Origin of the sequence: Constantimarinum furrinae, assembly GCF_014295415.1 — a bacterium.
GTDB lineage: Bacteria > Bacteroidota > Bacteroidia > Flavobacteriales > Flavobacteriaceae > Constantimarinum > Constantimarinum furrinae.
In genome coordinates this window covers 422,454-444,086 of record NZ_CP052909.1, presented here as the reverse complement: position 1 = coordinate 444,086, position 21,633 = coordinate 422,454, and the positions used below count along the sequence as shown (strand labels likewise).

Here is a 21,633-nt window from a genome sequence, read left to right as displayed (position 1 = left end):
TAAGGTACACCGGTAACATGATACCATTCGCATCACTCTGCTATATTTGACGTTTTGTTCAACGATCAACTACTAACAAAACGCATGCGAAATCTTTTCTTATTGGTGCTATTTGGCTTTTTGTCGTTTTTCAGTTATTCTCAGGAATACACGCTTTCAGGAAAAATAATAGATCTCGCTCAAGGCGATCCGTTGGAATCGGCGACGATTTATGCCGAAAGCGTAAAAGATACCACCCTACTCACGTACACTATTAGCAATAAAAAGGGAGAATTTCAACTTAAATTTGAAACCGCTTCTCCTGCTGTTAATTTAAACATTTCATATACCGGTTACAGCGCTTATTATAAAAGGATCGATCTTAAACAAGCTTCCATTGATCTGGGTACCATTGAAATGGGACAACAAGCCGAAAGTCTCAAAGATGTAGTGGTAACTGCAAGCAGAGCTCCCGTCACCATTAAAAAGGATACACTTGAATTTAATGTGGCCTCATTTAAAACAAAAAAAGGGGCCAATGTGGAGGACCTCTTAAAAGAATTACCGGGGGTGGAAGTAGATGCCGAAGGGCAGATCACCGTAAACGGAAAACCAGTAAATAAGATCCTGGTGAACGGGAAACCGTTTTTTGGAGACGATCCTACCATTGCTACACGTAACCTTACCAAAGAGATCGTAGATAAAATTCAGGTGACCGACACCAAAACCGAGTCGGAAGCCTTTACAGGCGAAACGGGAGACGATGAGAATAAAACGATCAATATCACCATAGATGAAGAAAAGAACAAAGGGATCTTTGGCAGGGTCGCGGCCGGAGCGGGTACCGATGAGCGTTTTGAATATGCAGGCCTCTTTAACTATTTCGACAACGATGTTCGCCTCAGTGTCCTGGCCGGTGGAAATAACATAAACTCTCCGGGCTTCAGTTTTGGAGAGATTCAAAAAATGTTTGGCAATGCACGTTATATGAGCGTAAGCGACAATGGGACCTTCAATATCGACGGACGTTCTTTTGGGGGAGGTGACGGTATAACAAATTCCAGAACGGCCGGCGCAAACTATGCCGATGATCTGGGTGAGAAGACTGATATCACAACCGATTATTTTTACTCGGCATCAAATTCCTTTAACGACGAAATAAGAAGTCGGGAGAATATACTTCCGGACGATCGCTATTTTTCTAACACAGTGTCCACCACCCGAAGCAATTCGGATGGGCACACAGCAAATATGGCGTTTAAAACCGAGGTAGACTCCACCTTTCTCATCAACATCAGACCACAAATTCGCTATTCCATCGGGAATTCGCGGTTTGAGAACAATGAGGAAACCCGTCAATTAAATGGCCAGCTTTCCAACAGTTCTACTACCTATAGAAACTCCGATAGCGATCGCAAAGTATTCAGCAACGATCTCACGGTGACAAAGAAGTTTGGTGCCGGAGGTGGTTTCTTTAGATTCGAGTTCGATAATGACAATGAGAAATCTACTAACGATGCCTTGTTGCAATCCAATACGCAGATATTTGGTGATGATCCTCAATCGGTGGTTAGAGATCAATTGACCAACGGTGAACAGGGATCGGATCAATACAAGGTCTCGGGAGAATTTCGCATCCCGATAATCACCAAGAAACTCTTTGTCGATCTGGAGTATGCCTACAACACCGATCGGAGAAGGGATCTTCAAAGTGTTTTCGATTTCGATGAGAGCAGTGCATCCTATTCTAGTTTTAATATCGACCAAAGCACCAATTTTACCAATACTAACAATAGTTCCAGGCCCGAAGTTGGGATTCGTTACAACGATGAAAAATTGCGGATTGGATTCAGAACAGGATATGTGCTTCGAACCCTCGAAAGTAATGATGCGCTTCGCAATATTAATTTTACAAGTGATTTTAATGCCGTAGAACTTGGAGCGAATTTAAGCTACAGGTTCAGTCAGAAATTCAGCATGTACTCAGGATATTATCTCAATAATAATGCTCCTTCGGTGTCTCAGTTATCCCCTTATATCGACGTTTCAGATCCGCTGAACATCATTCAGGGAAATCCCAACTTGAGTCCGTCCAATAGTCATAATGTGTACTTCGGACTTAATAACTACGATTTTCAAACCAGATCGGGCTTCTATAGTCATGGCAATTTAAATATCACTAACGATGAAGTGGTTTCTAAAACTACCATCGATGAAAATTTTGTGCGCAATACCACCTATGCTAACGTAAAAGGGAACTTCCGATTTAATACCAACGCCGGGTACAACAAGAGCAAGAAACTGGACAGTATTAGAAGCATTCGCTATAATTTAAGTATGAGTGTAAACGGGAATCGTACGATCAATTTTAATAATGACCGGCAGTATGCCAGTGAGACGATCACCTACGGACCGAGCATCGGAGTTGGTTTTTCATGGGACGGACTCCTTGAAATTGATCCGTCCTATAATATTTTGTACAGTGAAAATACCTTTGATCTCTCGCTGTTTGAAGATAGAAATTACATAGAACACGAATTTCGCTTAAGAACCACCACCAACTTTCCCGAAAAGCTGGAATGGAATAACGATGTAAATTATAATTACAATCCCAATGTAGCCGATGGCTTTCAGAAGAGTTCGGTGTTCTGGAACAGTTCGCTGGCGTATTCTATTATGCAGGATAAGGGCTTGATTACTTTAAAAGTGTACGATCTGCTCGATCAGAATACCAATGCAAGACGGACCTCTAATTCCGATTATATTCAGGATATTCAGAGTACCGTATTACAGCGTTATTTTATGGTGGGCTTTAGTTACAAATTCAATACGTTGGGAAAAAAGGGCGAAACCGGTGGCGGCGGATTTATGTTCCAGTGATTATGAATTTAATTCTTTCTAAATGCAAGTCAGCCGAAGGAGGCTACGCGATTTTTAATTCCTGAAGTTTCAGAAACCAGACGTTAGCTATCATTTACGCTATAAAATAATTCTTCAAAGGGCTGTAAATAAGTATTTTAATTCGGTAAAATCGAAAATATTAATGCGCAATTACTTCCAAAAAGTGTAAGATATTTCCTTAAATATGTTAAATTTTAACATTTTATGTTAAAAAATAATGTATTTCATCTGAAATAATTGCATTTAAACTGATTTATCCACTATACTTGTTACCGCAGCATAGTATCTCACACACATCTATACTGCCATATTACTCTGAAAAACGGAAGATTTCCTTCCGAAGAAAATTACCTCACAATAGTTATTAGTTACAAAGTAAATACTGAAGTAACCCTTTTGTAAGGAATTTTTATGATCAAAAGAACTACTATTTTATGGTTGTGTATTTCACTAATGAACATTGGTCTTTGGGCTCAGGTCCAGGAACCTTTTAGTGTTCGTTTTAGCGAATCACTCAATGGAGATTTTACCATTATAGCCAATAATATGCTCTCCCGTACTGCAACCGGGAACTATAATGGAAATAGTGATAACCACAATTTTGATGATAATGTCTATGTCGATATAGACAATGACCCATCAACTTTCAATTCCAGTAGCGCCAATTTTACCAATCCAAACCTGTCGGTAAATTGTATTACAGTGTTTAAAGCCTATCTGTATTGGGCCGCTGCCGATACCGAATTGCCAAATGGGAACGACAATCAGCCCAGTTGGAATTTTAACGATATTAAGCTCATGCTGCCGGGTGAGACGGCCTATACAACCCTTACGGCAGACGATGTGATCTTTAGAGGAAGAACAACGCACTTTAGTAATGATCCTTATATCTGTGTAAAGGACATCACACAACAGGTGATGTCACTCCCCGATAAATATGGAAGGTATCAAGTTGCCAATGTGGAAGCAGCCGAAGGGGAGTTGAGTCATGCCAATGTTGGAACCTCGGGTGGATGGCAGATCGTTTTTGTGTATGAGAGTCCGGAGCTACCCCCAAAAAATATCACTCTTTTCGATGGTTATGCCCACGTTACAGCTCAGGTGAATGATTTTGATATCAATTTTAATGGTTTTCAAACCACACCCGTTGGAAACGTAAATGCAAACATCGTTATGGGAGTGCTGGAAGGAGACAGAAACCTAACCGGAGATCGACTTCAAATCCTGGATGTTGCGAATAATTTTGTGGATATCACAGCACCACTTCGGAATGCAAATAATTTCTTTAATAGCCGGATCACCACAGGAGGCGGAAATTATACAGACCGGAACCCCGCAAGTACCAACACACTGGGCTTCGATGCCGCTGTATTTCAACTGGATAATCCGGGAAATTCGATCATTACAAACAACCAAACAAGCGCTACATTAAGACTAACATCGACCCAAGAAGTATACGGCTTATATCTACTGGGACTTGCTGTTGAGGTATATCAGCCAAGCCTGAATCCAATGGTCATTACCCAAACTTCGGGCTCAAATCCTGCAAACCCCGGGGATATTATTGGCTTTAATTTCAGTATTGAAAATACAGGGAATGACAATGCCTTGAACGTAAATCTGTCTACTATCATACCCCCGCAGGCAACCTTGCTTCCTATTACAAATTTGCCGCCGGGAGTTACATATACTTATAATGCCGGAACCGGTGCTCTGGACTTTTCGATCAATAACGGTCTGCTGGACGTCGGTGATCCTCCAATAAACATTCCTATTGAACTTGAGGTTAATGACGAATGTTATTTTCTGGAACAGAACTGCGACTTGTCATTCGACCTTCAGTTTACAGCCAGTTATATAGGGGATGAGAATCCGGACCCTGTGATCTCTACGAGTACTTCAGATCCTAATTCCTGTACGCCCCTACCATATGCGGTACTGGTAAATCAGCCTGTGGTAAATTGGCTAACAGCGCCGGGAGCTCTTGATGCCACCGTGAGCTGTGAAGATTCTACGGCCCTTCAGAATGCTCAAAATCTAGAACCTGAACCCGATAAATGTACGTTTACTTTGCAAAAAACTTCCGGCCCTTTTGTACAGGGTAGCTGTCCGGGTACCGGTACTTATACCAATACATGGAATTTTACTGATGCCTGTGGTGTCACCATTGCCGATTATGTTCAGGTCATAACCATAACCGATGTCATTCCGCCCACGGCATCAAATCCGGCTCCCATCTACGTACAATGTATTGCTGATGTGCCTGTACCCGATATTACTGTAGTGACCGATGAAGCCGATAACTGTTCGGTGCCTGTGGTGGCCTTTGTTTCGGATGTATCTGACAACAATACCTGTCCTGAAACCATTACCCGTACCTATAGCGTTACGGATGCTTGCGGAAATTCGATCACGGTAGACCAATTGATCATTGTGAATGATGATATACTGCCCACGGCATCAAATCCGGCTCCCATCAATGTACAATGTATTGCCGATGTGCCTTCACCCGATATTACTGTAGTGACCGATGAATCCGATAACTGTTCGGTACCTGTGGTGGCTTTTGTTTCGGACGTATCCGACAATAATACCTGCCCTGAAACCATTACCCGTACATACAGCATAACGGATGCCTGCGGAAATTTGATCACGGTAGACCAATTGATCATTGTGAATGATGATATACTGCCCACGGCATCAAATCCGGCTCCCATCAACGTACAGTGTATCGCCGATGTACCCGCTCCCGATATTACTGTAGTGACCGATGAAGCCGATAACTGTTCGGTACCTGTGGTGGCTTTTGTTTCGGACGTTTCCGACAATAATACCTGCCCTGAAACCATTACCCGTACCTATAGCGTTACGGATGCCTGCGGAAATTCGATCACGGTAGACCAATTGATCATTGTGAATGATGATATTCTACCCACAGCATCAAATCCGGCTCCCATCAATGAACAATGTATCGCCGATGTGCCTGCCCCCGATATTACTGTAGTGACCGATGAAGCCGATAACTGTTCGGTGCCTGTGGTGGCTTTTGTTTCGGACGTATCCGACAATAACACTTGTCCTCAAACCATTACCCGAACTTATAGTGTTACGGATGCCTGCGGAAATTCGATCACGGTAGACCAATTGATCATCGTGAACGACGATATTTTGCCTACAGCCACAAACCCTGGACCCATCAATGTACAATGTATCGCCGATGTACCCGCTCCCGATATCAATGTGGTAACCGATGAAGCCGATAACTGTTCGGTGCCTGTGGTGGCTTTTGTTTCGGACGTATCCGACAATAACACTTGTCCTCAAACCATTACCCGAACTTACAGCGTTACAGATGCCTGCGGAAATTCGATCACGGTAGACCAATTCATCATTGTGAACGATGATATTCTACCCACAGCATCAAATCCGGCACCCATCAACGTACAGTGTATCGCCGATGTGCCTGCACCCGATATCAATGTGGTAACCGATGAAGCCGATAACTGTTCGGTGCCTGTGGTGGCCTTTGTTTCGGATGTGTCTGACAATAATACCTGCCCTGAAACCATTACCCGTACCTATAGTGTTACGGATGCCTGCGGAAATTCGGTTGAGGTCACTCAGCTAATTATCGTAAAGGATGATATCAAGCCAGAATTGATCACTTTCTATGAGCCCGAAATTACAATAAACTGTGAAGCGATACCCGATATTCCGTTGTTGGATTTTACAGATAATTGTTCCCAAGTGTTGGATATTCATTTTACAGAAGACATCGTTGAGATCGATCCGTTAAATTATGACCTTATTCGTGAATGGTTGGTTACCGACGATTGTAACAACAGTGAAACCGTGCGGCAGACCATACATGTGAGACCCGAATTTGAAGAAACCGAAGAAACCCTTGTTCTCTGTACCCTGGACGCCCCGGTTGACCTCAATAATATGATCTCAAATACATCCGCTCTTAACGGAGAATGGGAAAGCGAATCCATGCATCTTCTAAACGGAACTCTCTTTAATCCACTATTTTCGGGAGTTGGAACTTATAATTTCACCTATCGATATACCGAGAATGAATGTTACTGGCTTACCCATGTAACCCTCGTAGTAAACGATAATTGTGCGAATATTCCCTGCATCACTTCCAGGGATGATGTTACCATTTCGAAGCTCGTGACTGCCAATAATGATGGCTATAATGATTTTTTTAAGGTGACCTATGTCGTAAACCCCGAGCGAAATTCAGAATGTGCAGTTTCGGTGCATGTGGATCTTTTTAACCGTTGGGGTGTTAATGTTTTTAGGCAGGATAATTACGAAAATGATTGGAACGGACTGTCACCATCAACAGCCTTTGGGTCTTCAGAATTTTTACCCTCAGGCACGTATTATTATGTAGTTACCCTTAAGAATAGTGAGATCGATCCAATTCAGGGATTTATACTGTTAACAACCGATTAAATGAAAGAAGTAAAGAACATATTCGTTACGATCCATTTTATACTGTTTCCGCTATTGGGACTGTGTCAGCAGACACCACAGTTTTCCCAATATATGTATAATACTATTTCCATTAATCCTGCCTATGCGGGATCGAGGGAGATCATGGTGATCAATGTCCTGAATCGCAATCAGTGGGTGGGTATAGAAGGAGCTCCGGTAACACAAACCCTGTCGGCTCATACTTCCATCCCGAAATCGAACCTGGGAGTTGGATTATCTGTAATTAACGACAAACTCGGATTTGAGCGTATGACCTATGTCTATTCAGATATTTCATACAAGATCGATCTGGATGCCTACGATGAGTATAAATTAACCTTCGGAATAAAGGCCGGCTTCAGAAAATACAGCCTGGATGACGAATTGCTGAATGACCCGCTATACAATAACGATCCCGAACTTGCCAATGTCGATTACAAATGGGACCCCAATTTTGGAGTGGGGCTTTATTTTAGAGGAGATTCATTTTACCTGGGATTATCGGCGCCAAAAATTTTCAGATATAAAAATAACACCGAATATTTTTCTTTAGATCGGATGACCTATTTCCTGAATGGGGGGTATTTGCTTGATGTTGACAGGCATATAAAGATCAAGCCTGCATTTATCGTTAAATACACCGATGGGGCCCCTATTTCGGTCGACATTTCTTCGATGATGCTTATCAATGAAAATCTCTGGATTGGGGCTAATTACCGCTTGGGAGATTCACTGGGAGCTCTGCTAAATTTTAAATTAACTGAAGGCTTTTCGGTGGGTTATGCTTACGATTATATTACTTCGAATTTAAATTATGCCACGGCAGGGTCACACGAGTTAATGCTGAACTACGAATTTGAGTTTCCAAAACCAAGATGTACCTGTAAGAATTTGTATAATTAATGACGAAGTCTTACGTCGATGCGAATAAAAGCGTAAACGACGACATTTCTTTCTGAATAAGAGATCTTAAAGATGATCCTTTATTTTGAGCAATTCAGATTTAATAGTTTCTAATTTTCGGATGATCTCAAATTTATTGAGTGTCTTTTGCTTATTCTCTTTTAGATGAATTTTAGCACCTTCTAATGTAAATCCGCGTTCCTTCACCAAGTGGTAGATCAATTCAAGATTCTTAATATCGGTAGGAGTAAACTTCCGATTGCCCTTGGCATTCTTTTTAGGTTTTAGAACATCGAATTCCTTTTCCCAAAAACGGATGAGCGAAGTATTTACGTCGAAGGCTTCGGCAACTTCGCCAATGCTATAGTACAGTTTTTCAGGAAGCTCTATATGCATTAGTCGAGAGATTGGTTTTCCTGCTGTGCCTTTTGGAGCATTTCGGCAAATTCCTGCGGACTTAAGTTTCCGTAATAGAAATTGATAGGATTAATACGTTCACCATCCTTAAAAATTTCATAGTGCAAGTGAGGCGCTTCAGATCGGCCGGTACTCCCAACAAATCCAATTAAGTCTCCGCGTTTTACCTTTTGACCGCGTCTTACATTGTATTTATACAAATGGGCATACAGACTTTCATAGCCGTAGCCATGATCAATTCTAATATGATTTCCGTAGCCGGAAGCGGTATTATCTGCACGGGTCACAACACCATCACCCGATGCATAGATAGGAGTTCCTCTGGGGGCGGTGAAATCCATTCCAAAATGAAACTTGGTGGCTTTGGTAAACGGGTCGGTTCTGTAACCAAATCCGGAAGCCATACGCGTAAGATCTTCATTCTTTACCGGCTGTATGGCTGGTATAGCCGACAACAGCTGTTCTTTTTCTTCGGCAAGTCGGGCAATTTCATCTAAGGAACGCGATTGCACTACTATTTGTTTGGTAAGTATGTCCAGTCGTCGGCTGGAAGCCACAATGAGTTTCGAGTTGTCAAATCCTTCCAGATCCTTGTATCGGTTTACCCCTCCAAAACCGGCTTTTCGCTGAGATTCGGGAATGGGATTGGCTTCAAAATAGACTCGGTAGAGGTTATTATCCCGATCCGCAATTTCGTTAAGAACGGATTCGGCCAGAGACATTTTTTTATTTAACAGTTCGAATTGTAACTCCATATTACTCAGTTCCCGCTTTAGGGCTTTTTCTTTCGGAGTTTCTACATAAGGAAGGTTAAGGTACACAACAAGCAGAAGGAACCCGCTTAAGAGCATTCCCATAAGGCTCAAAAGGAATATTCCCAGTTTGCGTCCTTTTTTCTTTTCTATTTTCCGATAGGAAAGGGTTTCGCTATCGTAGTAATATTTAACCTTAGACATACGTTAAAAAAACTTATTTTTGCTCGTTGAAAGGTAGTGTTAATACAAAACAAACGTGATGCAAATATAGAAATTGTTTTGCGCATTGCCTTACTGCTAATTTTTTTAGATACATTAAACCTATGACTGCTTCGGAAATACGATCCCGATTTTTAACCTTTTTTGAATCGAAATCCCACGCTATAGTGTCTTCGGCACCTATGGTGATCAAGGATGATCCCACGCTAATGTTTACCAATGCCGGGATGAATCAGTTTAAGGAGTATTTTCTAGGAAACAGTGAGCCCAAAAACAATCGAGTTGCCGATACTCAAAAATGCCTTCGGGTAAGCGGAAAGCACAACGATCTGGAGGAAGTGGGAATGGACACCTACCATCATACCATGTTCGAAATGCTGGGGAACTGGAGTTTTGGGGATTATTTTAAAAAGGAAGCTATCGATTGGGCATGGGAGCTACTCACCGATATCTACGGAATTGACAAAGACATTTTATACGTTACCATTTTTGAAGGCGATGAAGCCGAAGGTTTGGAACGGGATACGGAAGCTTTCGAACGCTGGAAAAAATATGTACCCGAAGAACGTATCCTCAATGGTAATAAAAAAGATAATTTTTGGGAAATGGGCGAGCAAGGACCTTGCGGACCATCCAGTGAGATCCATGTCGATATTCGTTCGGCCGAAGAAAAAGCAAAAGTTTCGGGTGCGTCGCTGGTAAATATGGACCATCCGCAAGTGGTCGAGATCTGGAATCTGGTCTTTATGCAGTTCAACCGTAAAGCCGATGGCAGCCTCGAAAAATTACCGGCCCAGCATGTGGACACCGGGATGGGTTTTGAAAGACTGTGTATGGTACTTCAAAACAAGCAAAGCAATTACGATACCGATGTCTTTACACCTTTAATTAGAGAGATTGAGGCGGTTACCAAGTCCAAATACGGCAAAGAGGAAAAAACCGATATCGCCATACGTGTGATCGCGGATCACCTGCGTGCCGTGGCGTTTTCTATTGCCGACGGACAGCTGCCTTCCAATACAGGGGCCGGATATGTAATAAGAAGAATTTTAAGACGGGCCATTCGTTACGGCTTTACGTTTCTCAATACGAAAGAACCGTTTATCTATAAACTTATTCCCACACTTGTGAAGGAAATGGGCAAGGCCTTTCCCGAACTACTTTCAGAAAAGAACCTGATCGAAAATGTGATTAGAGAAGAAGAGAATTCATTCTTGCGTACCCTGGATCAGGGTCTTGTGCTCCTTGAAAATATGATTAGCGCTGCTAACTCTAAAAGCATTTCGGGTAAAAAAGCCTTCGAATTGTATGATACTTTCGGATTTCCTATCGACCTAACAGCTTTGATCCTGAGGGAGCGAGGCTTTTCATTGAACGAATCCGAATTTGAAGCTGAACTACAAAAACAAAAAGACCGATCACGGGCTGCCACCAAGGTAGAAACAGGCGATTGGGTGACGCTTCAGGATGATTGGGAAGAAGAGTTTGTGGGCTATGACACGCTGGAAACTCAGGTAAAGATCACGCGATATCGTAAGGTAGAAAGTAAGAAAGAGGGAGAATTATACCAGTTGGTGTTCAATTTAACACCGTTTTACCCCGAAGGTGGAGGACAGGTAGGAGATAAAGGATATCTTGAGGCTCCAAACGGCGAGGTAGTATATATTGTCAATACTAAAAAGGAAAACAATCTTATCATTCATTTTGCAAAGTCCTTGCCCAGAAATCCGGGGGATACTTTTAAAGCAGTTGTGGACAGTACTCAGCGTTTCAGAACGGCATCCAATCACACCGCTACGCATTTGCTGCATCAGGCGCTTCGGAATATACTGGGAGAGCATGTAACTCAGAAGGGTTCCATGGTGCACAGTAGAAATTTGCGCTTCGATTTTTCACACTTCGCCAAAGTTTCTGATGAAGAATTAAAGCAGGTTGAAGATTTTGTAAATGCCCGAATTAGGGAAGGTATTGCCTTGGAGGAACGACGTAACATTCCGTATCAACAAGCCATAGATGAAGGGGCAATTGCCTTGTTTGGTGAAAAATACGGTGATAGTGTCCGTGCCGTAAAATTTGGTAAGTCTATGGAACTATGCGGAGGTACTCATGTTGATACTACCAGCGACATCTGGCATTTTATAATTACTTCGGAAGGCGCTGTTGCTTCGGGTATACGCCGAATAGAAGCCATAACGGGCGATGCGGCCAAGCAGTATTTTATCGACCGAAGTGAATCTTATACTGAAGTGCAAAAAGCGCTGAATAACGCGCAGGATCCTGTTAAGGCGGTTCAAAATCTTCAGGAAGAGAATACAGCACTTCAGAAGCAAATTCAGCAATTACTGAAGGACAAAACCAAGAATATTAAAGGGGAACTGTTATTGGAGATCAGTGAGATGAGCGGCGTAAATTTCCTCGCAAAAAAACTGGATCTGGATGCAGGAGCATTAAAGGACCTCGCCTTCGAAATTGGAGGCGAAAAGGAAAACCTCTTTCTTTTATTCGGATCTGAGATCGATGGGAAAGCTTTGCTTACGTGTTATATTTCCAAGGACCTCGCTGCTCAAAAAGCTCTGAACGCAGGAACAATTGTAAGGGAATTGGGGAAATATATTCAGGGTGGCGGTGGCGGTCAGCCATTCTTTGCGACAGCCGGGGGAAAAAAACCGGAAGGTATTGACGAAGCCCTCGCCAAAGCGAGCGATTATATCGAGTAAGTTGTAAGGCGGGTTAGACGTGAAGCAATGGTAATCTATTACCTTGAGTCACTTAGATACTCTTAATCTTTGCCGCTCTGATATTTTATAAAAATGAAACTACAAACTCACATCACACTCAATCCCGAGGAATTGCAGATCGACTACGGTTCGAAAGTGATGTTAATGGGGTCTTGTTTTTCTGAAAATATTGGAAATGAGTTGGAAGCGGTTAAGTTTGATGTACTTCAAAATCCTTTTGGAATTATCTTCAATCCGTTGGCCATCGAAAATCTCGTTCAAAGAGCGATAGAAAACAAACCTTTTCTGGAAGAAGACCTCTTTGAATTTAACGGATTTTGGCGTACATATGAGACGCATTCCTTGCTTCACGCTGCTTCAAAAACGGAAGTATTGCATTTGCTCAATGAGCGGTTAAGACAGTTAACCAATTACTTGAATAAAGGGACTCATTTAATCTTCACATTTGGAACAGCCTGGATCTACCGATTAAAGGATTCCGGGAGTTCTGTAGCGAATTGCCATAAGGTTCCCCAGCATAAGTTTAGGAAAGAATTGCTAACCCCCGAACAGATCTCTGAAAGTATACACAGGGTAATTGAAGCAATAAGAACAGTTAACCCCAGGGCTGCCATCATAGGCACAGTTTCTCCGGTACGCCATTTAAAGGACGGCTTTGTAGAAAATTCCCTGAGCAAAGCACACCTTGTGACAGGAATTCATGCTGCATTGAAAGATTCAGAAAATGCATACTATTTTCCTTCGTATGAGATCGTGATGGACGAATTACGGGATTATCGCTTTTATGCCGAAGACATGCTGCACCCTAATGCGACGGCAGTGAAAATTATCTGGGAAAAATTTTCAGAAGTTTGGATCGATTCAGATACAGCGCAGACCCAAAAAGAAGTGAAAAGCGTACAAAACGGATTAAATCACAGAGCTTTCGATCCGGAGAGCACACAACACATGGAATTCAGAAGAAAACTTCAGGAGAAAATTGAGGAGCTTCAGAAAAAAATCCCTCACTTAAAATTTTAATTATACGACAATTGCCGTATTGAATACTGTTGGGTAACAGGGCATCTTTGCTTTATTCAAATTATAAAAACCCAACAATTATGAAAACTTTTAAAAGAATTTTATTACTGGTGTGTATTTCACTATCGGTTTTGGCATGTAAAAAAGATGACGAGGGAGGAGACGATCCTGCGGGTGGAACCGGTTCATTTACGGCTCAGGTTGACGGGCAATCCTTCGAAGGAATTTCAGGAACTGTAGTGGCTCAGGTTTCGGCATCAGGTAACGGCGAGGCTATCGCTATTTCCGGAGGAACTAATGCTTCTGAAAACCTGCAGATGATCATTCAAAATTTTACCGGAGAGGGAACCTACGAATTGAGTTTCCTGAATATTGGAACGTATAGCTACCTGCCCGACCCATCTAATCCCGATCCTAATACTGTAGTCGTATACAGTACGGTAGGGGATGCTCAAACCATTAACGGAGAATTGAATGTGAGCAGTTATGACGGCAACACTGTAAAGGGAACCTTCAGTTTTACGGGGATCAACCTAAATGATCCGGCAGATACGGTTTCGGTGACCAATGGTCAATTCAATATTGAGGTAACACAAAACTAATTTCAGGTATAAATGAAAATCTCAGTGTTGAGGTTTTTACGTGGAACCGGGGGTTAAGCTTCAGCTTTTCTTCCGGTTTTTTATGGTTAAAGAAAGGGTGATACGATCTTACTTTCATTCATCCCTAACCCCTAACCCCTAACCCCTAACCCCTAACCCCTAATTCCTCAAAGAATACGACAATTGCCGTATTGAATTCAGTTTTTATATAGGTCATCTTTGAATCATAAATTAAATAAACCACGATTATGAAAACATCAACATTATTTAAAACTTTCCTTATGCTTGTTCTGCTGGTAGGGGTTACAGTTTCCGCACAGCGAGCTGAGGAACCCGATTTCAGATATGATGTAGGGGCGAAGATCAATGAAATGACACTTACACAAGGAGGAACTCTTGTGGTGGCAACCAATGACGGACTTGTAGGAATTAAACCGGGCACCAACGAGCTGCTATTCAATTTTACCGATTACGGCAGAGTAAAACCGGAAGAACTTTTTTATGTGCCATCTGCACCCTATGTGATCGTAGGGCAGGTAGGATTTGCAAATCTTTCAGCTAAAAAGGCTGTGATAGATTATATTTCGGGGAAGACGCTTTTTACTACCGAAAATAACGGATGGAAGACCGTGATGAGTTGCGATGTGATGATGCCTCAAAACAAACTTGTGGTGAGCGGACAGCGTACTTCTAAAGAAAAATTTGCCATGCAGGTGGCAGTCTATGACCTAAATACCGGTAAAGAAGATTATCGTTTTAATCTGGATGATCCGGGTCGTGTGGGAATTGCCAAGGACTTTAGTGTGACCGGACGGCCACTATTACTTAAGGACTATCTTATTGTACCCACGGCACAGGGGTTGTTTGCAAAGAAGGCCCAAACCGGCGAAACTCTTTGGGAAACGAAGATCAAGGATGTTAGTTGGATGGTTTCCGATGTTACTGAAAAAGAGATCTATGCGTTTCAAAGTGTGAATCAGGGTAAAAACACCCGCATCCATAAAATTGGAACCAATGGAGCCGAGTTGTGGCAAGATGACCGAAAAGTTAAGGGAACCATTGCAAATTTCGAGATACTTCCCAACGGACTCGCCGTAGTGAGTAATACTGATGATGGCGGAAGTAACAGTGTATTTGCCGCCAAAAATGAATCGAACATAGCTTTTTTAAGTGCATCCAGTGGAGAAGACCTGTGGGATAAAGCGCCAAAGACAAAGGGCTATGTTCAGCATTTTTATATCATGGACGACGGTATTCTATTCGGTATTTATCAGGGAGGGATCAACAAGATCTCTTATGACGGACAAACCTTGTTTAAGAAACCTCTTAAGACCGGAGAAAACATACTTACCATGGCCAATACACCGCAGGGACTCATCTATATCACCAGTGAAGATGCCAATATTGTAAATCTTTCTACCGGTGATCAGGTATGGAACAAACCCTTAAAATATAAGCGTGCCAATGCGGTTAGTTCTACATTCGACAGTAAGAACTCTCGTTATCTGATAAGCGCAGATGATGAACTTTTCGCGGTAGATGCAAATTCTGGTGAAGTCTCTACCCTAGCCGAATCTAAATTTGAGGGTAAGGAAGATCCTACCGGAGTGGAGATTAGAAATGGAGGAATACTGCTAACCAGTGATCAAAATATGATGTTGCTGGATTGGAACGGTGGAAAAACCTGGCACGAATACTATCGCGCACCCGGTAAGAGTGCTTTTGGAGCCATACTGGCAGGTGTTGCGGCTGTTGCCACGGCCACCACGGCGGTTGCATCGTATAATGCGGCCAACCAGAACCGAAACAAACTGGGCAACTATACCAGCAGAGGTCAGGCGTATGCCGATCTGGGTGACGGGATGGCCGCTGCCAGCGGAGCTTCTATTGCCGAAATGTTAAAACGTTTCAAAGCAACAGCCGCAACTGAAAACGCCCAGTTTGTACTTACAAAACTCGACGATGGCGTAGGACTGGTAAAATTGAATAAGGACACCGGTTCTAAAGAGAAGGAAATTGTTTTGAAGGACAAACAACCCGAATATACCGTAGATGAGCTTGGTGGTATTCTATATTATAAAGCTGATAACAATTCCATTTACGCTTACGACTTAAAGAAGTAACTAACTAGCCAGGTTACCAGGGGTTATACATTGCTGAGGAGTTTATATAGCCCCGCTCAGAAACCCCATCTTGGATGGGGTTTTTTTAAATTTTATTCCTGATGTCCGCCATATTCATTCCAAACCGAAACAACCTTATAATTTGGGTCAATGCCCTCTTTATGGTCTTTCTTATTGTTTTTAAATTGACCGATCCCTTAACTGTGGTATTTGCGTATTTTCTGGAAACCATAATAATAGGGCTGATCCATATTCTTAAAATGCTGATAGTGATCAAATATGGAAGCAAACCTGACTCAATTGCTTCTTCACTAGTAAAAGGTTTCGGACAAATGCTGTTCTTTGTTTTCCATTATGGATTATTCGTAGCGGTACAATCGATGTTCGCATTCAGTTTTTTTGAAAATTCGATGCCGGAAATCAAAAACGGATTTGATCTTATAACGAACTATCGGGTGCTTCTACATATGCCAAGTATGTCTGCCGTATTGGGCGCATTAGTATTTACTAACCTCACTTATTTTTACACCAATTTCTGGGCTAACAGAAAATACTTGGAATACGATCCCGCATCCCTCTTCTTTAAACCTTATGTAAGGATCTTTGTCCAGCAGTTCGTGGTCATCCTCGCCGGTTTCTTTTTTATAATTTCTTCTGAAGCTATGTGGGCGGCGTTATTACTTATCCTCTTTAGATTACCTGTAGATCTGGTAATCGTCTCCATACACAAAAACTCTGAACCCTTTGAAAAGTATGTGAAAAAGCATACCGAATCCTATCAGCATTTTATGGAAGTTAAAGAAAAGTATCAGAAGTATACTGAATAACGGAAGATAAGGCAATTGCCTTATAGACTGGCGTCTACATATTTAAGTACTTTATACAAGCGTAAAAGCAAAACAACATGAAAAAAATAATAATTCTTTTAATAGCAGGAATTATAGTAAGCTGTTCGAATTACGGCGAAAAGATCACCCAAGACGGCACCGAAGTTTATTATGAAGATCCGGCCTTAAAGGAAATGGCCGAGGCAACCGCCGGCTACCTCAAGGAAATGGGCTTTACAGACGGAACTCCAAAATCGGTTCAAATTACCAAAGACAGTATGTATAATTTTAGAATGGTGGTTCAGGAAGGCGTCGAGAAGGACGAAAATATGGAGGTGAGCTTTATGGCATTGGGATTTTTACTTTCTAAAGAGATCTTTGATGGAGAAGCGATCAACTTTCAACTCTGTGATAATACGTTCGCTACGATTAAGTCCATACCTATTGAAGGTGCAAAAACAACAGTAAAAAATTAGCATTTTTATGCTGAATTTCAGAACTTTAAGATATAAACGTAAATTCAACACTCATGAAAACATTAATCACAACCCTCGCATTATGTTTTGTATTTGCTGGTTTGGCCCAGGTGCCGCAACCTCAACAAATAGGGTCCTCAAACTCAAACAGCACAGGGACTCCGGTTCCCAACGTTCCCAATGTATCCATCGCAAGCAGCGATTGTCTTATGGGAAATTGCGTTGATGGGCTGGGAAAAAAACAATTTTCAGATCATACCATTTATGGAGTTTATAAAAATGGTGTTGCCAACGGATATGGGATGCAAATCTATACCAGCGGCACCTATGAAGGTAATTTCGAAAATGGTTTTCGAAATGGGTATGGACTATACAAATGGAATGAATCCGGCGATCTATACCATGGTACATGGAAGGATGGACGACAACATGGATATGGTTATGTTACCAATGACTCTGAAATTACACAGGCGGGTTATTATGAAAATGGTAAATTAATTACAAATATGATAACCGACTACAAGAACAATGTAAGGAGTGGTAAATGCAGGGGCAACTGTGTAAACGGATTTGGAGCCTATACCTGGGATAATGGTGACTATTTTGAAGGTTTCTTTGTGAACAGTCAGATGCAGCACGTTGGCTACTATGGATATCCAGATGGAGGCTCGTATCTGGGGGCGTATGATAATGGAAAGCGAAACGGGTTTGGTTTTTTCAGGTTCTCCAATAAGGACTTGCACATGGGCTTATGGAAAAACGGGAATCAGCACGGAACCGCGGTATACAAATACGAAGATTCGGGTGATGCAAAGGCCGGTATTTGGGAAGACGGAAAATATAAGTCTGGATTATAATTAAGTGATGAAATCTTCGGCAGGCATACTATTTATTTTGCTGAATGTCTTTTTTACTTCGGAAGGGCAACATCTGCCGCTGTATGCTTCAGAATTCGATGTTGATGCTTCAGTGTATGCTATCACCGAAACAGCCTGTGATTTTAATTACGACTCCCGAAAGTGTGAGACGCAATGGGAACGGGTATTAATTTTCTCTGAAGACGGAAAATTACTTTCGGAAGAAACGAGAATTACCGGAAAGCCTTCAGACTTAAAAACATTGCACTACGATGATCTGGAAAGACTTTCAGAAGTAAAACACAACGGTAGAACGAAACTGGCTCTTCGCTATATCCAAAAGCAAGATACGCTGGTTGTTTCCGAGACCTCTTCAGAACAAATCAAAACCATATACCATATATACAACGGCACAGCATTGGATCATAGTTTAATGTATTTAGACGACACGCTCGATGGCGTGATCACCTATACGTATACTGGACAGCATCTTGACAAAAAAAATATTCAGTTCTATACCGAAAACGGTGAAAAGCGCTACACTGAAGAACACCAATACAGGAACGGAAAGATCACGGTCTTTAAAAAGTTGAAGAAACCGGGGGATAACAAATCCTGTTTTTATACGTACAACTCAAATAATGGAGCATTGGCATTTGAAGAGATTGTTAAACCGGGTCGTGAAACCACCATAGCCAGAAACTGCAATTATATTAATGAGGGAAAGTACTGGATCGCTAAAGGAGAAGAATATTCTTCGGTTCCCGATATTGCTTCAGAACCTAGTGATAAGCAAAAACATATATTTTATTTCAGAAAGATTGAGCTTCACAACGGACGATCACTTGGAAGTTCCAAAATCGACAAAGACTTTGTAAGGGAAGAAATAAGATAAATTTACAGATACGTCAATTGCCGTATTTCCTCATTAACATATTTTTCATTAATTTGAATCACACTAAAAACCAATGTATTATGAGATCAACACTTGCACTAACCACCTTACTATTCTATATATCGTTTTTGAGCTGGGCGCAGGTTCCAACGCCAATGACCACGAATTCTTCTTCGGGTGTTTCAGGTCCCTCGTGGACAAAGACAGGAAGTTCTTCCTATACCCTAAAGGACGGTAATGGGAACACAATGAGCAATACCATGAAGTTGTATACCCTGAAAACTGATACAATTTCCTATCTGGATAAGAACTCCAGGACCATCTATTTGTTGCCGGATGCTGAAAGTGCTTCAGACGGAAGTTCGGGAAAACTAACAGTACTTGCTCAAAATATAAGCAAGAATTTTTATATCACTAATCCCTACTCGTTTGTTACGATGCTCAATGACGAATCTGTGATTGGAAAATTTGTAAATATCAACGGAAGTTATGTGTACTACCTCGATGAAACAGATAAAACCTATTATCACGAAGGCATTCGAAAAATTAACGGCTGGGGAGCAAAAAATGTTACTCAGCTGCCCGCCGCGCCTAATCATACGTATTGGTACAGGGATGTGGAAAGTAGCAGCTATGGCGTAATTATAAGAGGTGAAACCCTCGATTATTCCACCGCAACTACCGAGGCCGACGGGAATGACCTCATTGTAAAGATTAATGGGGTAAAAACGTACAGACTACCGGGATATTATACAATGGCTTCCTTTATTATCAAGCCTGTTGAATTGATCTCATCGGGTGGCTCGACCACGACTACCGCAGGAACCACAGGTTGTGTTCGCGGAGATTGTAATAACGGATGGGGAAAATGGCAGTATGAAGACGCCTATTACGACGGTTTCTGGAAGAACGGGAAGAAAGAGGGCTACGGATTATATAAGTGGGACGGAATAGGGAAGTACATCGGAAACTGGGAAAATGATACCATGAAGGGGTACGGCGCTTATATAGCCGATAATGACGATAATATTATTGGAGAATACCGTGACGGAGAACTGAACGGTTTGGGATATACTGTTTTTGGCGATACCTGGAGTCAGGGAATCTACGAAAACGGAAATTTAAGCACCCCTTTTGATTACTTTCGAAACAGTGGGGATACAGGCTGCACCTCGGGGGATTGCCAGAATAAATACGGATATTTTAAATACAGTAACGGAGATCATTTTGTTGGATTCTTTAAGAATGGAGAAAAATATCTGGGCACCTATACTTTTGCCGACGGTAATAAATATAGCGGCATGTTTAACAGTTCGGGACAATATCATGGTACCGGACGGTTTTTCTTTGCCGATGGCTCGTATTACGGTGGTGAATGGAAAAACGGTAAACAACACGGGAAAGGTTATTTTCACGATAAAGACATCAACCAGAAGATCGGAATCTGGGAAAATGGAGTGCTAATCACCCCGATGAAGTAATTTGTGGAACTAAAAATGAAGCAGTTAATGACTTGAGCCGCAAAACTGATTAAATTGAATACCACCTAAAAACCAATATATTATGAGAAATTTAGTAGCATTGAGTGTTTTATTCTTTTGTTTCGGATTTATGGGCCGGGCGCAGGTTCCAACGCCCATGAGCACCAATTCGTCTTCGGGTGTTACGGTACCTGATACTACTGAAAAGAATACAATTAAAGATTGCGAATACGGAGACTGTATTAATGGTTGGGGCAAAAAGCTATTTTCATACGGATATTATGAAGGATTCTGGAGCAATGGAAAGCGAAACGGCTACGGGATGTTCGATTGGTCAGACTCCGGTAAGTACATCGGTTTCTGGGTCAGCGATAAAATGACCGGATATGGGGTCTATATTGGTGTGGAACAGGATATGGTAGGAGAGTACACCGATGGTATGATACAGGGGTTGGGCTATATTGTTAAAGGAGATGACTGGAAACAGGGTGTTTATAATCTTAGCCAGCTTGTAGAATCGTATCCCTTCGTAAGCAACGACGTAAATTCGGGGTGTACCGCCGGAGATTGTCAGAATAAATACGGACGGTATAAATGGAGTAACGGAGATTCATTTACAGGCTTTTTTAAAAACGGTAAAATGTATATGGGAACCTATTTGTTTGCTTCGGGAGATAAATATACCGGAATGTTCAATAACAATAATCAGTTTCACGGTCAGGGAAGATTTTTCTTTTCTAATAAGGATTATTATGGTGGCGAATGGTTAAACGGAAAATATCACGGAAGAGGATATTTTCAGGGCCAAACAGCGGCGGATGATAAGATTGGAGAATGGAGTAACGGAACGTTTATAAAACGGTTGTAAGAGCTACCGTTTTGTGGTTTGTGTAGGAAAACACGGCACTCGCCGTGTTTTTTTTATGAGTGCGTCTTATATGTCAAATTATAGATA

15 protein-coding genes are annotated in these 21,633 nt (G+C 41.8%); 13 read left to right on the top strand and 2 right to left on the bottom strand.

Annotated features, from left to right (window positions below):
* Positions 1-84 precede the first annotated feature (84 nt).
* From ALE3EI_RS02090 to ALE3EI_RS02080, 3 genes are all read left to right on the top strand, one after another.
* Entirely contained in the window at positions 85-2,859 is a 2,775-nt protein-coding gene (locus tag ALE3EI_RS02090; protein ID WP_186990356.1) for an outer membrane beta-barrel protein, read from the top strand.
* A gap of 432 nt (positions 2,860-3,291) precedes the next feature.
* Positions 3,292-7,344 carry a gliding motility-associated C-terminal domain-containing protein gene (locus tag ALE3EI_RS02085; RefSeq protein ID WP_186990354.1) on the top strand — a complete coding sequence of 1,351 codons (4,053 nt, stop codon included), beginning with the start codon at positions 3,292-3,294 and terminating at the stop codon, positions 7,342-7,344.
* The gene (locus tag ALE3EI_RS02080) at positions 7,345-8,268 is read left to right on the top strand and encodes a PorP/SprF family type IX secretion system membrane protein (protein ID WP_186990352.1); all 924 of its coding nucleotides are present in this window, start codon (positions 7,345-7,347) and stop codon (positions 8,266-8,268) included.
* 66 nt (positions 8,269-8,334) lie between these two features.
* Here ALE3EI_RS02080 and ALE3EI_RS02075 read toward each other — a convergent pair whose 3' ends face one another.
* Both ALE3EI_RS02075 and ALE3EI_RS02070 read right to left on the bottom strand, forming a co-directional pair.
* Positions 8,335-8,664: a MerR family transcriptional regulator gene (locus ALE3EI_RS02075; protein ID WP_186990350.1), complete on the bottom strand. Its 330-nt coding sequence runs from the start codon at positions 8,662-8,664 to the stop codon at positions 8,335-8,337.
* The gene (locus ALE3EI_RS02070) at positions 8,664-9,641 is read right to left on the bottom strand and encodes a M23 family metallopeptidase (RefSeq protein ID WP_186990348.1); all 978 of its coding nucleotides are present in this window, start codon (positions 9,639-9,641) and stop codon (positions 8,664-8,666) included. Before ALE3EI_RS02070 ends, ALE3EI_RS02075 begins: the two co-directional genes overlap by 1 nt.
* A 122-nt stretch (positions 9,642-9,763) precedes the next feature.
* Here ALE3EI_RS02070 and alaS point away from each other — a divergent pair, with 122 nt between their 5' ends.
* From alaS to ALE3EI_RS02020, 10 genes are all read left to right on the top strand, one after another.
* On the top strand, positions 9,764-12,376 hold the full coding sequence (alaS, locus tag ALE3EI_RS02065) for an alanine--tRNA ligase (protein ID WP_186990346.1): 2,613 nt from the start codon (positions 9,764-9,766) through the stop codon (positions 12,374-12,376).
* 93 nt (positions 12,377-12,469) lie between these two features.
* Positions 12,470-13,417, top strand: coding sequence for a GSCFA domain-containing protein (locus ALE3EI_RS02060; protein WP_186990344.1), 948 nt, complete (start codon positions 12,470-12,472; stop codon positions 13,415-13,417).
* 80 nt (positions 13,418-13,497) lie between these two features.
* On the top strand, positions 13,498-14,019 hold the full coding sequence (locus tag ALE3EI_RS02055) for a hypothetical protein (RefSeq protein ID WP_186990342.1): 522 nt from the start codon (positions 13,498-13,500) through the stop codon (positions 14,017-14,019).
* Between the two features lie 248 nt (positions 14,020-14,267).
* Positions 14,268-16,142 carry an outer membrane protein assembly factor BamB family protein gene (locus ALE3EI_RS02050; RefSeq protein ID WP_186990340.1) on the top strand — a complete coding sequence of 625 codons (1,875 nt, stop codon included), beginning with the start codon at positions 14,268-14,270 and terminating at the stop codon, positions 16,140-16,142.
* A gap of 101 nt (positions 16,143-16,243) precedes the next feature.
* A complete protein-coding gene (locus tag ALE3EI_RS02045) occupies positions 16,244-16,969 on the top strand; it encodes a DUF6498-containing protein (RefSeq protein WP_186990337.1) in 726 nt (241 codons plus the stop codon).
* Between the two features lie 77 nt (positions 16,970-17,046).
* On the top strand, positions 17,047-17,445 hold the full coding sequence (locus ALE3EI_RS02040) for a hypothetical protein (RefSeq protein ID WP_186990335.1): 399 nt from the start codon (positions 17,047-17,049) through the stop codon (positions 17,443-17,445).
* A 53-nt stretch (positions 17,446-17,498) separates the two neighbouring features.
* Positions 17,499-18,302, top strand: coding sequence for an MORN repeat-containing protein (locus ALE3EI_RS02035; protein WP_186990333.1), 804 nt, complete (start codon positions 17,499-17,501; stop codon positions 18,300-18,302).
* A gap of 7 nt (positions 18,303-18,309) precedes the next feature.
* Positions 18,310-19,197, top strand: coding sequence for a hypothetical protein (locus tag ALE3EI_RS02030; protein ID WP_186990331.1), 888 nt, complete (start codon positions 18,310-18,312; stop codon positions 19,195-19,197).
* An 80-nt stretch (positions 19,198-19,277) separates the two neighbouring features.
* The gene (locus tag ALE3EI_RS02025) at positions 19,278-20,678 is read left to right on the top strand and encodes an MORN repeat-containing protein (protein WP_186990330.1); all 1,401 of its coding nucleotides are present in this window, start codon (positions 19,278-19,280) and stop codon (positions 20,676-20,678) included.
* An 82-nt stretch (positions 20,679-20,760) separates the two neighbouring features.
* Positions 20,761-21,546, top strand: coding sequence for an MORN repeat-containing protein (locus tag ALE3EI_RS02020; RefSeq protein WP_186990328.1), 786 nt, complete (start codon positions 20,761-20,763; stop codon positions 21,544-21,546).
* Positions 21,547-21,633 lie beyond the last annotated feature (87 nt).

Bases quoted from the DNA above. Each gene is read 5' to 3' on its own strand.
- ALE3EI_RS02090 (WP_186990356.1), top strand. From the start codon at position 85: ATGCGAAATCTTTTCTTATTGGTGCTATTTGGCTTTTTGTCGTTTTTC.
- ALE3EI_RS02085 (WP_186990354.1), top strand. From the start codon at position 3,292: ATGATCAAAAGAACTACTATTTTATGGTTGTGTATTTCACTAATGAAC.
- ALE3EI_RS02080 (WP_186990352.1), top strand. From the start codon at position 7,345: ATGAAAGAAGTAAAGAACATATTCGTTACGATCCATTTTATACTGTTT.
- ALE3EI_RS02075 (WP_186990350.1), bottom strand. From the start codon at position 8,664: ATGCATATAGAGCTTCCTGAAAAACTGTACTATAGCATTGGCGAAGTT.
- ALE3EI_RS02070 (WP_186990348.1), bottom strand. From the start codon at position 9,641: ATGTCTAAGGTTAAATATTACTACGATAGCGAAACCCTTTCCTATCGG.
- alaS (WP_186990346.1), top strand. From the start codon at position 9,764: ATGACTGCTTCGGAAATACGATCCCGATTTTTAACCTTTTTTGAATCG.
- ALE3EI_RS02060 (WP_186990344.1), top strand. From the start codon at position 12,470: ATGAAACTACAAACTCACATCACACTCAATCCCGAGGAATTGCAGATC.
- ALE3EI_RS02055 (WP_186990342.1), top strand. From the start codon at position 13,498: ATGAAAACTTTTAAAAGAATTTTATTACTGGTGTGTATTTCACTATCG.
- ALE3EI_RS02050 (WP_186990340.1), top strand. From the start codon at position 14,268: ATGAAAACATCAACATTATTTAAAACTTTCCTTATGCTTGTTCTGCTG.
- ALE3EI_RS02045 (WP_186990337.1), top strand. From the start codon at position 16,244: ATGTCCGCCATATTCATTCCAAACCGAAACAACCTTATAATTTGGGTC.
- ALE3EI_RS02040 (WP_186990335.1), top strand. From the start codon at position 17,047: ATGAAAAAAATAATAATTCTTTTAATAGCAGGAATTATAGTAAGCTGT.
- ALE3EI_RS02035 (WP_186990333.1), top strand. From the start codon at position 17,499: ATGAAAACATTAATCACAACCCTCGCATTATGTTTTGTATTTGCTGGT.
- ALE3EI_RS02030 (WP_186990331.1), top strand. From the start codon at position 18,310: ATGAAATCTTCGGCAGGCATACTATTTATTTTGCTGAATGTCTTTTTT.
- ALE3EI_RS02025 (WP_186990330.1), top strand. From the start codon at position 19,278: ATGAGATCAACACTTGCACTAACCACCTTACTATTCTATATATCGTTT.
- ALE3EI_RS02020 (WP_186990328.1), top strand. From the start codon at position 20,761: ATGAGAAATTTAGTAGCATTGAGTGTTTTATTCTTTTGTTTCGGATTT.